This is a genomic window from Nesterenkonia suensis, assembly GCF_054782935.1.
Genome location: NZ_BAAGRN010000001.1, coordinates 1,136,281 through 1,149,887 on the forward strand (window position 1 = coordinate 1,136,281; position 13,607 = coordinate 1,149,887).

Genomic DNA, 13,607 nt, shown 5'->3' on the forward strand with positions numbered 1-13,607 from the left:
GGCCAGGGTTTGGACTGATCGCATCACATCTGCCCCGCCAGGGGCGGGCAGTGGTGTATCCGCTGCGGAGTGTGATGCGGGCCACTGGGCGGCAGACATGACGAGGAAATCAAGAGCGTGATGGGCACATCATTCGCACTGCATTCAACGATGAATACACACTGAGAGGACATGATGGAAACGATCTTCCTGTTCGAGATCATGGGGACGGCCATGCTTCTCCTGATGGGAGCCGGCGTGGTCGCCAACGCGATCCTGGTCGGCACCAAAGGGATGGGCGGCGGCTGGCTCCTGATCAACTTCGGCTGGGGACTCGGCGTCTTCGCCGGTGTCTACGTGGCCTACGGGTCGGGTGCGCACATCAACCCGGCCGTCACCGTCGGGCTGATGGCCTCCGGAGCGGAGGAGTTCGCCCCCGGCATCGCGGTCAACGTGCAGAACATGCTCGCCTACTTCTCGGCGCAGCTGATCGGCGCCTTCCTGGGCGCGGTGGGCGCCTGGCTCGCGTATAAGAAGCACTTCGACGACGAGACGGACCCTGGCAAGATCCTGGGCGTGTTCTCCACCGGTCCGGAGAAGCGGGCCTACGGGTGGAACGTCGTCACGGAGGTCATCGGCACCTATGTGCTGGTCCTGCTGGTGCTGATGTTCGGCGAGACGCCCGCCGAGCTGGGTCCGCTGGCTGTGGCGCTGGTCGTCGTCGGCATCGGTGCCTCGCTGGGCGGGCCCACCGGGTACGCCATCAACCCCGCCCGTGACCTCGGTCCCCGCATCGCCCACGCGCTGCTGCCGATCGGCAACAAGGGCTCCAGCGACTGGGCCTATTCCTGGGTCCCGATCGTGGGGCCGATCCTCGGTGCGGTCCTCGCCGGCACCACCGTTCAGGTGCTTCCGCTGCTCGGCGCCTGAAGCGACGGCCGGTCGGCGCCCCGACGCAGCCGACGGGCCCTTGATCCGGTCGCCGGTGTGGCGGTCGGATAGGAACTGAACAGACACCCCACCCACCATTGGGAAGGAAACACCCCTCATGAACGACTACGTCCTCTCCATCGACCAGGGCACGACGTCGACCCGCGCGGTGGTCTTCGACCACGGCGGCCAGATCGTCGGCAGCGGGCAGAAGGAGCACGAGCAGATCCTGCCGCGGGCCGGCTGGGTCGAGCATGACCCGCTCGAGATCTGGCGCAACACCCGCGAGGTCGTCGGTCTGGCCCTGGCGGACGCCAACATCAACCGTCACAGCCTGGCGGCCGTGGGCATCACCAATCAGCGGGAGACCACTGCGGTCTGGGATCGGCATACCGGTGAGCCGATCTACAACGCCATCGTCTGGCAGGACACCCGCACGCAGAAGATCTGCGACGAGCTGGCCGGAGATGCCGGCCCGGAGCGCTACAAGGAGCGGGTCGGCCTGCCGCTGGCGACCTATTTCTCCGGACCGAAGATCCGCTGGATCCTCGACAACGTGGAGGGGGCCCGCGAGCGGGCCGAGGCCGGAGACCTCATGTTCGGCACGATGGACACCTGGCTGGTGTGGAACATCACCGGCGGCCCCAACGGCGGCAATCACATCACTGATGTCACCAACGCCTCGCGCACGATGCTGATGAACATCGACACTCAGGACTGGAACGAGGAGATCTGCGCGGACATGGGGGTCCCGACCTCCATGCTTCCGGAGATCCGGTCGTCCTCCGAGGTCTATGGCCACGGTCACAAGCAGGGGCTGCTGATCGACACACCGATCACCGGAATCCTGGGGGACCAGCAGGCGGCGACCTTCGGCCAGGCCTGTTTCGAACCGGGCATGGGCAAGAACACCTACGGCACCGGCAATTTCATGCTGATGAACACCGGTACTGAGGCGGTCCGTTCGGACAACGGGCTGCTGACCACGGTGGCCTATAAGCTCGGCGAGGAGGAGACCGTCTACGCGCTCGAAGGGGCGGTCGCGGTGACCGGATCGCTGGTCCAGTGGCTGCGGGACAACCTGGGAATCATCAGCTCGGCCCCGGAGTCCGAGGAGAAGGCCAAGAAGGTCGAGGACAACGGCGGGGCCTACATCGTGCCGGCGTTCTCCGGGCTCTTCGCCCCCTATTGGAAGTCCGAGGCGCGGGGTGTGATCGTCGGGCTGACGCGCTACGTGAACCAGAACCACCTGTGCCGCGCCGCGCTGGAGTCGGTGGCCTACCAGAGCGCCGAAGTCGTGGAGTCCATGGACGAGGACGCCGGTCGTTCACTGACGGAGCTGAAGGTGGACGGCGGCATGGTGGTCAATGAGACCCTCATGCAGTTCCAGGCCGACATCCTGGGGGTGGACGTGGTTCGCCCCCAGGTCATCGAGACCACTGCGCTGGGGGCGGCCTATGCCGCCGGATTGGCCGTGGGCTTCTGGAAGGGCACGGAGGAGGTCACCGCGAACTGGGCCGAGGACAAGCGCTGGTCGCCGAGCATGGAGCCGGCTGATCGGGAGCGGGCGCTGCGGCTCTGGAAGAAAGCGGTCACCCGGTCCTTCGACTGGGTGGATGGGGATGTCGAGGGCTGAGCTGACCTCTGAGCTGACCTCTGAACTGAGCTGAGCCTGCCGCGCTCAGCCGCGGATCTGCGCGACCAGGGCCGCGCTGTGCCGAGCCTGCTCGGCCAGCGCGGCCTCGTCATGAGCGGCGACGAGTTCCTGCGGCACCATCCATGATCCGCCGACTGCCAGCACGCTCGGCAGGCTGAGGTAGTCCGGCAGGCTCTCCGGAGTCACACCGCCGGTGGGCATGATGCGCAGTTCGGGGAAGGGGGCCGCCAGCGCGCGCACGGCGGCCGGACCGCCGCAGCTGGCGGCGGGGAAGAACTTCACGGTGCTCACTCCGAGACCCAGAGCGACCTGAACCTCCGTGGCGGTGACCGCTCCAGGGATCACCGGCAGGTCATGGCTGCGGGCCCGCTCCACCACGCGGGGCGAGAGGCCGGGGGGAGACCAGGAATCGGGCTCCCGCCGCCGCGGCGCGGTCCACCTGCTCCGTCGTGAGGATCGTGCCAGCCCCTACCAGCATCTCGGGGTTCCGGCTCAGCTCGGCGACTGCGGCCTCGGCCGCCTCAGTGCGGAACGTGATCTCCGCGACGGGAAGTCCGCCGGCCACGAGTCCACGGCCCAGAGCGCGGGTCTGATCGGCCGCGTCGACCGTCACCACGGGGACCATGCCGTGGACGGCGAGCTGGGAGAACACTGACCGCATCGGGGTCCTTCCGCCGGGAGGAGACGTGTCCGGGTTCACTTTTTCGACGAAATGATCATATCATTGGCGGCAGGCGGTGCCGCCTCGGTCGGCTCGCCTCCACCCTCAGCGTCGACCCCGGAGGCGAGACGGATGCTCATCCTGGCCCTAGAAGCAAGCACCACCTCGGCGAAGACGATGCTCTTCGACACCGAGACCCAGGAGGTGACTGTCCGCACCCGTCGATTCGTCATCGGGGGAGAGGATCCGGCCGTCCGCGAGGCGGAGGGGATCTTCGTCCAGCTGGTGCAGCTCGGGGCCGAGGCCGCCGCCGGCCGGGCGGTCGACATGATCGCCCTCTCCGGCACCTGGCACGGGATGACGCTGCGTGAGCCGGATCTCGCGCCGATCACGTCAGTGCAGGAGTGGCCCTATACCGGGGCCCAGGACCTCTGCGCCGAGCTGCGCGCTGATCAGGAGTTCACCCGGTGGTTCTATGGGCGCACCGGATGCATGGTCAACGCGATCTATCCGGCCTTCAAACTCATGCTCCTGCGGCGCCAGGGGATGCAGGTCGCCGGGAGCCTGGTGATGGACCAGAACAGCTACACCTTCGCCCGATTGACGGGCCACGTCTGGACGTCCTATTCCCAGGCCTCCGGCACCGGGCTGCTGAGCACGGCGACCGAGGACTGGGACCACGAGGTGATCAGCCGCCTCGGACTCGAAGGGGTCCTGCTGCCTGAACTCCACCACGGAGAGGAGAGCGCCCCTTTGGCTCCCGAGGCGGCGAACATGCTCGGTGTGCCCGTCGGGACGCCGGTGGTACTTCCCGGACCCGACGGGGGGCTCAATCAGGTCGGAGAGGACGCCACTGCCGCCGGAGAGATGACCTTCTCGATGGGCACCTCCGGGGCGCTGCGATTCTCCGTGGACTCCCCCGCGCTCTCCCAGAGGATGAGCACCTGGGCCTACCGGTCGCCGACAGGCTGGCTCTCCGGGGCGGCGGCCTCCGGGTGCACCAACTGTGTCGACTGGGCCAAGGACCAGCTGTTCGGCGGCTCCATGACCTACGGTCAGATCGAACCGATGCTCAGCCCGCATGACCGAGACATGCCCCTGTTCATGCCGTTCCTCTTCGGGGAGCGCTGCCCCGGCTGGCAGGACCAGCGCCGCGGGGGGTTCCTGGAGCTGCATCCGCGTCACGATCGGATGGACATGTATCAGGCGGTGCTGCACGGAGTGACGTACTCCCTCTATCACTGCTATCGCGAACTCATCGCCCTCAACGGGGTGCCCGAACGCATCATCCTCTCCGGCGGGGTGTTGTCCTCGCCGTTCTGGACCCAGCTGACCGCCGACGTCTTCGGCCGGGAGATGGAGCTGTCGGCGCTGCAGCACAGTTCCACGGTCGGCGCGGTGAAGATGGCGCTGCGGGCCGCCGGCCTGCCGGTGACACAACCGGCGCTGACGGAGACTCGCCGGGCCATGATCTCCCCGGACCCGGAACGCACACGCCGCCATGCTGTCGAGTTCGACCGTTATCTCGAGGGGTATGCCCGCACCAGCCCGGCCGAGGGGATCCTGAGGGGGCCTGCATGAGGATCTTGGTGACTCCCACGTCCCTGAGTCGCACCCCAGATGCTCCGGCGCTGCGCCGACTGGTGGAGGCTGGAGCCGAGGTGGTGGTCAACCCCTGCGGGCGTCCGTTGACGGAGGAGGAGCTCATCGCGCACCTGACCGATGTCGATGGCGTCCTCGCCGGACTGGACCGGTACACCGGATGGGTCCTCACCACCGCGCCCCGACTGCGGGCCATCTCCCGCTACGGGGTCGGCACCGACCGGGTCGCGCTCGACGCGGCTCGGGCCTCCGGGATCGCCGTGGCCAATGCGCCCGGGGCGAACTCCCAGTCGGTGGCCGAACTGACCCTGGGACTGATGTTCGCGGTCGCCCGCCGCATCCCGAACCTCGATGCGGCAGTGGCGCGCGGGCAGTGGCCACGGGCCGATGGAATCGAACTGAGTGGTCGGCGTCTCGGGGTGATCGGGCTGGGCGCCATCGGCCGGCAGGTCGCCCGGGCCGCCGCGGGGCTGGGCATGGAGGTCCACGGCTGCGACCCCGCGCTGAAGGCGGATCAGATCAACGAGCTGGGCATCGTCCCCGGCACCATCGACGACGTCTGTGCCCGGGCCGATGTGCTGACCCTTCATGTGCCGCTGACCGAAGGTACCCATCACCTGCTCGACGCCCGCCGCCTGGCGTTGCTGCCCCAAGGGGCGATCGTGGTCAACACCGCCCGCGGGGGACTGCTCGACGAACAGGCGGCGCGCCAGGCCCTGGAGGTGGGCCGACTGCACGGTGTCGCCGTGGACGCCTACGAGACCGAGCCGCCGCAGGGCTCGCCCCTGGTGGGGCACCCATACGTGGTGGCCACCCCGCACAGCGGAGCACAGACGGCCGAGGCGGTGGCTCGGATGGCCGAGACTGCGGTGGAGAACCTGCTCGCCCTGCTGGCCGGAGAGCCGTGCCGTCACCGGGTGGTCTGAGCGGCTCGAGTCCCCCGGGGGCGCTTCGTGGTCGTCTGGGTGTCCAGGCCCGTCCCGGATCGGATCCGGCATGCGCGGTTCACCGATAGGAGCGCACTTCGACGAGGATGGCCTCCACATAGCCGCGCACATGGTGCTCAGCCGCCTCGGCATCCCCGCGCACGATGGCCTCTGCGGCCTCGACATGGTTGTGCAGCGCCTCATGCACGGGGCGGGCCGGGGTGAGTCCCGCGTCCTGACGGCCGGTCAGCACCTCGGCGATGGGCTCCTTGATCGCGGTGAGCATGAGGTTCCCGCAGGCCTCAAGCAGGCAGTCATGGAAGGCGATGTCAGCGGCGAGATACTCGGGGCTGTCCCCCCGACCGGCGTCGCCGAGCCGTTGCAGCTCGGCGGCGAGTCGGCCGATCCGCGCTCGCTGGTCCTCGGTGGCGCGCAGGGCGGTGAGCCGAGCTGCCGCCGGCTCCACGGCCAGGCGCAGCTCGGTGAGCGCGACGATCTGCTGGGCGCGTGCCGGACTGCGCAGTCTCCAGCGGATGAGACCGGGGTCCAGGACGTTCCAGCTGTCCATCGAGTTCACCGTGACGCCGATGCGACGCTTCGAGGACACCAACCCCTTGGCCTCGAGCACCCTGACAGCCTCGCGGATGACGGTGCGGGAGACCTCGTACTCCGTCTCCAGGCCGGCCAGGGTCAGCACGGTGCCGGGGGAGAGCTCGCCGCCGGCGATCCGGCGTCCGAGGTGGTCGAGGACGGTGTCGTGTGATGCCACGGGGCCTGCCTTCAGGTGCGAGGGTGCTGACCCTCACCACACTAGGACACCCGGGGGCCGGCGAGGGCAGACCCCCAAACATATGATCAGTGCTTGCAAAAAATGTGATCTATATGGCAGGCTCTGATCGATCACGACGTGTGAGGCAGGCCACGATTCTGCCCCGCCGTCCCCATGTCCTCGCAGATCACAGGAGACTCACATGGACACCTGGACCCAGACGCTGGGCACCGCCCCGCTGCTGACGATCGCGGTCGGTGCGGTCGCTCTCATCCTCATCCTCATCATCCGCTTCAAAGTCCATGCCTTCATCACGTTGGTCGTGGTCTCCGCGCTGACCGCGATCGTCGCGGGGGTCCCCATGACTGCCCTGACGGACACGCTCATGGACGGTTTCGGCTCGACCCTGGCCTCCGTGGCGATTCTGGTGGCACTGGGCGCCATGCTCGGCCGTCTGGTGGAGCACTCCGGCGGCGCCCAGGCGCTGGCTGATCGCATGGTCTCCACCTTCGGTGAGCGTCGGGCGCCCCTGGCGCTGGGCATCGCCTCCCTGATCCTGGGGTTTCCGATGTTCTTCGACGCGGGCCTGGTGATGATGCTGCCCATCGTTTTCGCGGTGGCTCGCCGCGTCTCGGGGAACCGTTCGGTGCTGCTCTTCGGCATCCCGACCGCCGCAGCGTTCTCCGTGATGCACGTGTTCCTGCCGCCGCATCCCGGACCCGTGTCGGCCAGTGAGTTCTTTGAGGCGAACCTGGGACTGGTCCTGCTGGTGGGCCTGGTGATCGCCTATCCGCTGTGGTATATCGCCGGCGCCTTCTGGGGCCGGATGGTCGGTGAGCGCATCATGGTGCCCGTGCCGAGTCTGTTCGGCGACGTCGACGAGGATCCGCCGCAGAACCCGCCGCGCGTGGGCACCATCATCGGGCTACTGCTGCTGCCGATGTTCCTCATCTTCCTGAACACGGGCCTGAACAGCCTCGCCTCCGTGGGCGTGGTCAGCGAGGAGGACGTCTGGGTCCAGACCTTGACCTTCCTGGGCACCTCTGCCATGGCGCTGCTGATCACCGTCATCGTGGCCACTGTGGTGCTCGGCCACCGGCGTGGCGAGCACGGCACGGCGTTGGAGAAGCTGCTGGACTCTGCGCTGGGTCCGGTCTGCTCCGTCATCCTGATCACCGGAGCCGGCGGCATGTTCGGCGGCGTGCTGCGGGCCTCCGGCATCGGCGATGCCTTGGCGGACACCCTCAGCGGCGTCGGTCTGCCGGTGATCGTCGCGGCCTACCTGATCGCCGTCGCCCTGCGGCTGGCGCAGGGTTCGGCCACAGTGGCCCTGGTGACGGCCGCCGGACTGGCCTCGCCGGCGGTGCTCGCCGGTGATTTCAGTCCGCTGCAGGTGGCCTGCATCGTGCTGGCCACCGCGGCAGGATCGGTCTTCGCCGGGCACGTCAACGATTCCGGATTCTGGCTGGTGGGCCGTCTGATGGGGATGGACGTCAAGACCACGCTGAAGACCTGGACCGTCCAGCAGGCACTGCAGTCGGTCGTCGGATTCCTGCTGGTCGGCGTCGTCTACCTGGCCGCCGGAGCCTTCTGAGGAGGAACATCATGAGCAACGAGCAACAGCACACCGGCGATCCCGGTGCCGAACCCGCTCCAGGGCTGACGCCAGGTCTCTTCGATGTCAGGGGCCACCTGGCCCTGGTGACCGGCTCCTCCCGCGGACTCGGTCGCTCCCTGGCGCTGGCGCTGGCCGACGCCGGCGCCCGGGTCATCGTCCATGGTCGTGACGTACAGGCGCTTGAGGAGGTCTGTCGGGAGGCCTCCGCCCGGTCCGGGCACGAGGCGGCCAGCATCCGGTTCGACGTCACGGACGTCGACGAGGTCCGGGCCGGAATCGAGGAGCTGGTCTCCGCCCACGGCGTGCCAGACATCCTGGTCAACAATGCCGGGCTGCAGCGCCGGGCGCCTTTCGAGACCTTCGACCCGCAGGACTGGGACGCGGTGGTGGCCTCCAATCTCGACAGCGTCTTCTATGTCTCCCGCCACGTGGTGCCGGGGATGGTGGAGCGCGGTTCGGGCAAGATCATCACCATCGGCTCGGTCCAGTCGCTGTTGGCCCGGGAGACCATCGCTCCGTACTCGGCCACCAAGGGGGCGGTCGTCCAGCTGACCAAGGGCATGGCGGCCGACCTTGCCCGCCACGGCATCCAGGTCAACGCGATCTCCCCGGGATACTTCGCCACAGAGATGAACCGAGCGCTGGTGGAGGACGAGGGCTTCAACACCTGGCTGATCAACCGGACGCCGGCTCGTCGTTGGGGTTCCTTCGACGAGCTCTTCGGGGCGCTGCTGTTCTTCGCCTCCTCGGCCTCCAGCTTCGTCTCGGGGCAGAACCTGTTCGTCGACGGCGGCATGACGGCGGTGGTCTGATGCAGGAGCAGAGCAGGCCGAGGGGTTCGAGCAGCCGCCAGGTCCGGGCGCTGGTCATCGAGGCGGCGCGGCGGGCGGTCGTGCGCCGCATCGAGGTCCCCGCCCCGAGGATGGGTCAGGTGCGCCTGGCTGTCCACCATGTGGGTCTCTGCGGTTCGGATCTGCACTACTACTCCGCGGGGGCCAACGGGGCCTTCGTGATGCGGGAGCCGCTGATTCCCGGCCACGAGCTCTCCGGTGTCGTGGAGAGCGATCCCTCCGGGGAGCTGGCGCCGGGCACGCCGGTCACCGTGCATCCGGCCCGATTCGGCGTGCGGGACGACCGGTTCGCCGAGTCCCCGCATCTGTGGCCGGGAGGTTCGTACCTCGGCAGCGCGTCGACCTGGCCGCATACGCAGGGGGCGTTGAGCGAGCTCCTGGTCGTCGAGCAGGAGATGGTGCGCACGTTGCCGCCGGATCTTCCGGTGCGCCGGGCGGTGCTGGCCGAGCCGCTGGCCGTGGCGCTGCACGGCATGGCCCAGGCGACCTCCGTGGGGGCGCGGCTGCCTGGCGCGAAGGTGCTGGTCGCCGGAGCCGGTCCGATCGGCCTGCTTGCGGTGGCCGCCGCCGTCGACGCCGGCGCGGAGTCGGTCACCGCCGCCGATGTGTTGCCCGGTCCGCTGGGGCGGGCTGTCGAGCAGGGTGCGGGACGCACGGTGGACGTCTCTGTCGAGGCGCTGCCGGAGAACACCTTCGACGTGGTGCTGGAGTGCTCCGGGACCGCGGCCTCGATCGGGGCGGCGCTGCAGGCCGTCCGCCCCGCCGGAGTCGTGGTCCAGGTGGGCATGGTGCCCACGACGCCGCGACCGATGGACCTTTCGCCGGTGATCGCCAAGGAGGTGCGCTATGTGGGCACCTTCCGGTTCGATGAGGAGATCGAGGCCGCGATGGACCTGCTTGCGCGTCGACCGCAGATCGAACAGGTGATCACCCACGAGCTGGATCCGGGGGATCCGGAGGCGCTCTTCGCCGCAGCCGGGGATGCCGAGCGTTCGGGGAAGGTGATCAGCGCCTACTGGGGCTGAGCCGAGCGTCGGACGCGGGCCCGGTGTCCTGCTCGGCCGGGGCGTCGAGAGGCCCTCACCGACCTGCCGCCAGAGGGGTGCGGCACTACATGTTGCGGTCGACCCGGCGCCGACGGCCACATCTTCGACCTCTCGAGTGGGCGACACGCCGCGACACGCGATGAGAAAAATCATGCTTCCGGTGGAGGAGTCGATCTCCACAGGTGTGGACTGGTGGGGGCGGGTGTCCGTGGATCCGCATGATCTCGGGCATCAGTCGCTCCACAGGGGCTGTGCACTCCCCGGTGGAGGAACTACACTGGTGTGAGTACAGCATCTAGTGGTGACTTCCATGCGGCGACCCAAGATGTAGTATTGAAGCATCGCTTCCGCAGGAACACCCGATGACGACGCCCAGCCCTCGCCGAGGGCGGGAGAGAAGGGGAGGACCATGTCCGTCACCGTCTACACCAAGCCCGCATGTGTCCAGTGCAACGCCACCTACCGCGCCCTGGACAAGAACGGCGTCACCTACCGCTCCGTCGACATCTCCCAGGATGCCGAGGCCCTGGAGCGTGTGCGTGCCCTGGGGTACATGCAGGCTCCCGTCGTCATCACCGAAGACGACCACTGGTCCGGCTTCCGCCCGGACAAGATCTCGGGCCTGGCCTCCCGGGTCGAGGCCACCTCGGTCGCCTGAGGCTCGTTCCGCGATCAGCGGAGCGCCCCCCCCGCACAGCCCTTCCACACAGCGGAGGCTCAGGGCGCACCGAGCTCAGCACCCACGGAGCAGCACCGGAGCAGGATGAGCAGCATCGAGGAGCACCAGCGATGACCGCAGCAGCCACGGAGATCTCCGGAGGCGCAGGCGGAGGGTCGGAGGATGTGCCGTCGGCGCGCAGCACCTCGGCCTCGCTGATCTACTTCTCCTCGGTCTCCAACAACACCCATCGATTCGTGGAGAAGCTGGGTCTGCCGACCGAGGAGGTCGCCAGGCTCCCGCTGCGCACGCAGGAGGAGACCCTGCACGCGACGCGACCCTTCGTCCTGATCCTGCCCACCTACGGGGCCGACGGAGGCAAGGGCTCGGTGCCGAAGCAGGTCATCAAGTTCCTCAACGTCGAGTCCAACCGGAATCTGCTGCGCGGGGTGATCGGTGCGGGCAACACGAATTTCCATGAGAGCTACTGCCTCGCCGGCGACATCGTCGCGGCGAAATGCGGGGTCCCTCATCTGTACAGGTTCGAACTGATGGGCACCGAGGACGACGTGTCCACCGTCCACCAGGGATTGGAAGAGTTTTGGAAACAGCAGTCATGCCGTTGAACGATCGGGACGCGCAGCAGGGCGCCGCCGGTGAACCGCCGCTGGCCAAGGAGCTGCCCCCGCAGTGGCAGGGGCTGAGCTATCACGAGCTCAACGCCATGCTGAACCTGTACAACTCCGACGGGGAGATCCAGCTGGAGGCCGACCAGCTAGCGGCTCGGCAGTACTTCCTGGAGCACGTGAACACCAACACGGTGTTCTTCCATGACCTGGACGAGAAGCTGAAGTACCTGGTCGAGAAGGACTATTACGAGGTCGAGACCCTCGAGCAGTACAGCCGGGAGTTCATCAACCGGCTCTGGGACGACGCCTACGCCCGTCGGTTCCGTTTCCGGACCTTCTTGGGCGCGTTCAAGTTCTACACCTCCTATGCGCTGAAGACCTTCGACGGCAAGCGATACCTCGAGCGCTTCGAGGACCGGGTCTGCATGGTGGCCCTGCACCTGGCCCGGGGTGAGGAGAAGCTGGCCAGCCGGATCATGGAGGAGATGATCTCCGGGCGCTTCCAGCCGGCGACCCCGACCTTCCTCAACGCCGGAAAGAAACAGCGCGGTGAGCTCGTCTCCTGCTTCCTGCTGCGCATCGAGGACAACATGGAGTCCATCGCCCGCGGCATCAACTCGGCGCTGCAGCTCTCCAAGCGCGGCGGGGGAGTGGCCCTGTCGCTGACGAACATCCGCGAGCACGGCGCTCCGATCAAACAGATCGAGAACCAGTCCTCCGGCGTCATCCCGGTGATGAAGCTCCTCGAGGACTCCTTCTCCTACGCCAACCAGCTGGGGGCTCGGCAGGGCGCCGGCGCGGTCTACCTCAACGCCCACCACCCGGACATCCACCGGTTCCTGGACACCAAGCGGGAGAACGCGGACGAGAAGATCCGCATCAAGACCCTCTCGCTCGGCGTCGTCGTCCCGGACATCACCTTCGAGCTGGCGAAGCGCAACGAGGACATGTATCTGTTCTCTCCGTACGACGTCGAGCGCGTCTACGGCAAGCCGTTCAGCGAGATCTCGGTGACGGAGAAGTACCACGAGATGGTCGACGACGCGCGCATCCGCAAGTCGAAGATCAGCGCCCGGGCGTTCTTCCAGACGCTGGCCGAGATCCAGTTCGAGTCCGGATACCCGTATGTGATGTTCGAGGACACGGTGAACAGGGCGAACCCGATCGCGGGTCGGATCACCATGTCCAACCTGTGCTCCGAGATCCTGCAGGTCTCCGAGCCCAGCGAGTACACCGCTGACCTCGGATACCAGACCGTGGGCAAGGACATCTCCTGCAACCTCGGTTCGCTGAACATCGCCCGGACCATGGACTCCCCGGACTTCGGGCAGACCATCGAGACGGCGATCCGTTCACTCTCGGCAGTCTCTGACATGTCGGACATCCAGTCGGTCCCCTCCATCGCCGACGGCAACCGTCGCTCGCACGCGATCGGCCTCGGCCAGATGAACCTCCACGGCTACCTCGCCCGTGAGCGGGTCTTCTACGGGTCGGAAGAGGGCATCGACTTCACGAACATCTACTTCTACACCGTCCTGTTCCACGCGCTGCGGGCGTCGAACCGGCTGGCGATCGAGAAGGGCGAGGTGTTCGACGGATTCGAGAACTCGAAATATGCCTCGGGAGAGTTCTTCGACAAGTACACCGAGCAGATCTGGGAGCCGGCTACCGAGAAGGTCCGCGAGCTGTTCAGCCACGTGCACATCCCCACCCAGGCGGACTGGCGTGAGCTGAAGGCCTCGGTGATGGAGCACGGCATCTACAACCAGAACCTGCAGGCCGTGCCGCCGACCGGCTCGATCTCCTACATCAACAACTCGACCTCCTCGATCCACCCGGTGGCCTCGAAGATCGAGATCCGCAAGGAGGGGAAGATCGGGCGTGTGTACTACCCGGCCCCCTACCTGACCAATGACAATCTGGAGTACTACCAGGACGCGTACGAGATCGGGTATGAGAAGATCATCGACACGTACGCGGCCGCCACGCAGCACGTGGACCAGGGCCTGTCGCTGACGCTGTTCTTCAAGGACACCGCCACCACGCGCGACATCAACAAGGCTCAGATCTACGCGTGGAAGAAGGGCATCAAGACGCTGTACTACATCCGTCTGCGCCAGCTCGCGCTCGAGGGCACCGAGGTCGAGGGCTGCGTGTCCTGCATGCTGTGAGACCCAGAAAAGACTTTGGGGGACCGTGCGCGAACACGGTCCCCCAAAAGGAAGCCCGGGATAGAACCGAGCTCGAGACTTTGCTAGAAGTCGTGCTCGATTCTAAAGGA

Annotated in this window: 13 protein-coding genes; 10 read left to right on the top strand and 3 right to left on the bottom strand. The window is 67.3% G+C overall.

The window, feature by feature from the left end:
- The first annotated feature begins 174 nt into the window (after positions 1 to 174).
- The gene (locus ACYVKI_RS04960) at positions 175 to 909 is read left to right on the top strand and encodes an MIP/aquaporin family protein (protein ID WP_460689410.1); all 735 of its coding nucleotides are present in this window, start codon (positions 175 to 177) and stop codon (positions 907 to 909) included.
- Between the two features lie 118 nt (positions 910 to 1,027).
- Positions 1,028 to 2,545, top strand: coding sequence for a glycerol kinase GlpK (gene glpK, locus ACYVKI_RS04965; RefSeq protein WP_460689201.1), 1,518 nt, complete (start codon positions 1,028 to 1,030; stop codon positions 2,543 to 2,545).
- Between the two features lie 45 nt (positions 2,546 to 2,590).
- Here glpK and ACYVKI_RS04970 read toward each other — a convergent pair whose 3' ends face one another.
- Positions 2,591 to 2,944 carry a bifunctional 4-hydroxy-2-oxoglutarate aldolase/2-dehydro-3-deoxy-phosphogluconate aldolase gene (locus tag ACYVKI_RS04970; RefSeq protein WP_460689202.1) on the bottom strand — a complete coding sequence of 118 codons (354 nt, stop codon included), beginning with the start codon at positions 2,942 to 2,944 and terminating at the stop codon, positions 2,591 to 2,593.
- Positions 2,919 to 3,227: a beta/alpha barrel domain-containing protein gene (locus tag ACYVKI_RS04975; protein ID WP_460689203.1), complete on the bottom strand. Its 309-nt coding sequence runs from the start codon at positions 3,225 to 3,227 to the stop codon at positions 2,919 to 2,921. The genes ACYVKI_RS04970 and ACYVKI_RS04975 overlap by 26 nt, the downstream gene beginning before the upstream one ends.
- 132 nt (positions 3,228 to 3,359) lie before the next feature.
- Between ACYVKI_RS04975 and ACYVKI_RS04980 the strand changes: the two genes are divergently transcribed.
- On the top strand, positions 3,360 to 4,808 hold the full coding sequence (locus ACYVKI_RS04980) for a gluconokinase (protein WP_460689204.1): 1,449 nt from the start codon (positions 3,360 to 3,362) through the stop codon (positions 4,806 to 4,808).
- A gap of 8 nt (positions 4,809 to 4,816) precedes the next feature.
- Positions 4,817 to 5,755 (top strand): phosphoglycerate dehydrogenase, encoded by a 939-nt coding sequence (locus ACYVKI_RS04985; RefSeq protein ID WP_460689205.1) that lies wholly within the window; start codon positions 4,817 to 4,819, stop codon positions 5,753 to 5,755.
- Positions 5,756 to 5,834: 79 nt separating this feature from the next.
- Here the strand turns inward: ACYVKI_RS04985 and ACYVKI_RS04990 are convergent, their stop codons facing one another.
- The gene (locus tag ACYVKI_RS04990; RefSeq protein ID WP_460689206.1) at positions 5,835 to 6,524 is read right to left on the bottom strand and encodes a FadR/GntR family transcriptional regulator; all 690 of its coding nucleotides are present in this window, start codon (positions 6,522 to 6,524) and stop codon (positions 5,835 to 5,837) included.
- A 202-nt stretch (positions 6,525 to 6,726) separates the two neighbouring features.
- On the opposite strand from ACYVKI_RS04990, the gene ACYVKI_RS04995 reads away from it, so the two are divergent.
- The 6 genes from ACYVKI_RS04995 to nrdE all read left to right on the top strand — a co-directional run bounded on the left by ACYVKI_RS04995 (position 6,727) and on the right by nrdE (position 13,497).
- Entirely contained in the window at positions 6,727 to 8,118 is a 1,392-nt protein-coding gene (locus ACYVKI_RS04995; protein ID WP_460689207.1) for a GntP family permease, read from the top strand.
- Positions 8,119 to 8,129: 11 nt separating this feature from the next.
- On the top strand, positions 8,130 to 8,954 hold the full coding sequence (locus ACYVKI_RS05000; protein ID WP_460689208.1) for an SDR family oxidoreductase: 825 nt from the start codon (positions 8,130 to 8,132) through the stop codon (positions 8,952 to 8,954).
- The gene (locus tag ACYVKI_RS05005) at positions 8,954 to 10,018 is read left to right on the top strand and encodes a zinc-binding dehydrogenase (RefSeq protein WP_460689209.1); all 1,065 of its coding nucleotides are present in this window, start codon (positions 8,954 to 8,956) and stop codon (positions 10,016 to 10,018) included. The genes ACYVKI_RS05000 and ACYVKI_RS05005 overlap by 1 nt, the downstream gene beginning before the upstream one ends.
- Positions 10,019 to 10,448: 430 nt before the next feature.
- Positions 10,449 to 10,697: a glutaredoxin-like protein NrdH gene (gene nrdH / locus ACYVKI_RS05010; RefSeq protein ID WP_460689210.1), complete on the top strand. Its 249-nt coding sequence runs from the start codon at positions 10,449 to 10,451 to the stop codon at positions 10,695 to 10,697.
- 131 nt (positions 10,698 to 10,828) lie between these two features.
- Positions 10,829 to 11,323, top strand: coding sequence for a class Ib ribonucleoside-diphosphate reductase assembly flavoprotein NrdI (gene nrdI / locus ACYVKI_RS05015; protein ID WP_460689211.1), 495 nt, complete (start codon positions 10,829 to 10,831; stop codon positions 11,321 to 11,323).
- Positions 11,314 to 13,497: a class 1b ribonucleoside-diphosphate reductase subunit alpha gene (nrdE, locus tag ACYVKI_RS05020; RefSeq protein WP_460689212.1), complete on the top strand. Its 2,184-nt coding sequence runs from the start codon at positions 11,314 to 11,316 to the stop codon at positions 13,495 to 13,497. The genes nrdI and nrdE overlap by 10 nt, the downstream gene beginning before the upstream one ends.
- Positions 13,498 to 13,607: the final 110 nt, after the last annotated feature.

Bases quoted from the DNA above. Each gene is read 5' to 3' on its own strand.
- nrdI (WP_460689211.1), top strand. From the start codon at position 10,829: ATGACCGCAGCAGCCACGGAGATCTCCGGAGGCGCAGGCGGAGGGTCG.
- ACYVKI_RS05005 (WP_460689209.1), top strand. From the start codon at position 8,954: ATGCAGGAGCAGAGCAGGCCGAGGGGTTCGAGCAGCCGCCAGGTCCGG.
- ACYVKI_RS04975 (WP_460689203.1), bottom strand. From the start codon at position 3,227: ATGCGGTCAGTGTTCTCCCAGCTCGCCGTCCACGGCATGGTCCCCGTG.
- nrdH (WP_460689210.1), top strand. From the start codon at position 10,449: ATGTCCGTCACCGTCTACACCAAGCCCGCATGTGTCCAGTGCAACGCC.
- ACYVKI_RS04980 (WP_460689204.1), top strand. From the start codon at position 3,360: ATGCTCATCCTGGCCCTAGAAGCAAGCACCACCTCGGCGAAGACGATG.
- ACYVKI_RS04960 (WP_460689410.1), top strand. From the start codon at position 175: ATGGAAACGATCTTCCTGTTCGAGATCATGGGGACGGCCATGCTTCTC.
- ACYVKI_RS04995 (WP_460689207.1), top strand. From the start codon at position 6,727: ATGGACACCTGGACCCAGACGCTGGGCACCGCCCCGCTGCTGACGATC.
- glpK (WP_460689201.1), top strand. From the start codon at position 1,028: ATGAACGACTACGTCCTCTCCATCGACCAGGGCACGACGTCGACCCGC.
- ACYVKI_RS05000 (WP_460689208.1), top strand. From the start codon at position 8,130: ATGAGCAACGAGCAACAGCACACCGGCGATCCCGGTGCCGAACCCGCT.
- nrdE (WP_460689212.1), top strand. From the start codon at position 11,314: ATGCCGTTGAACGATCGGGACGCGCAGCAGGGCGCCGCCGGTGAACCG.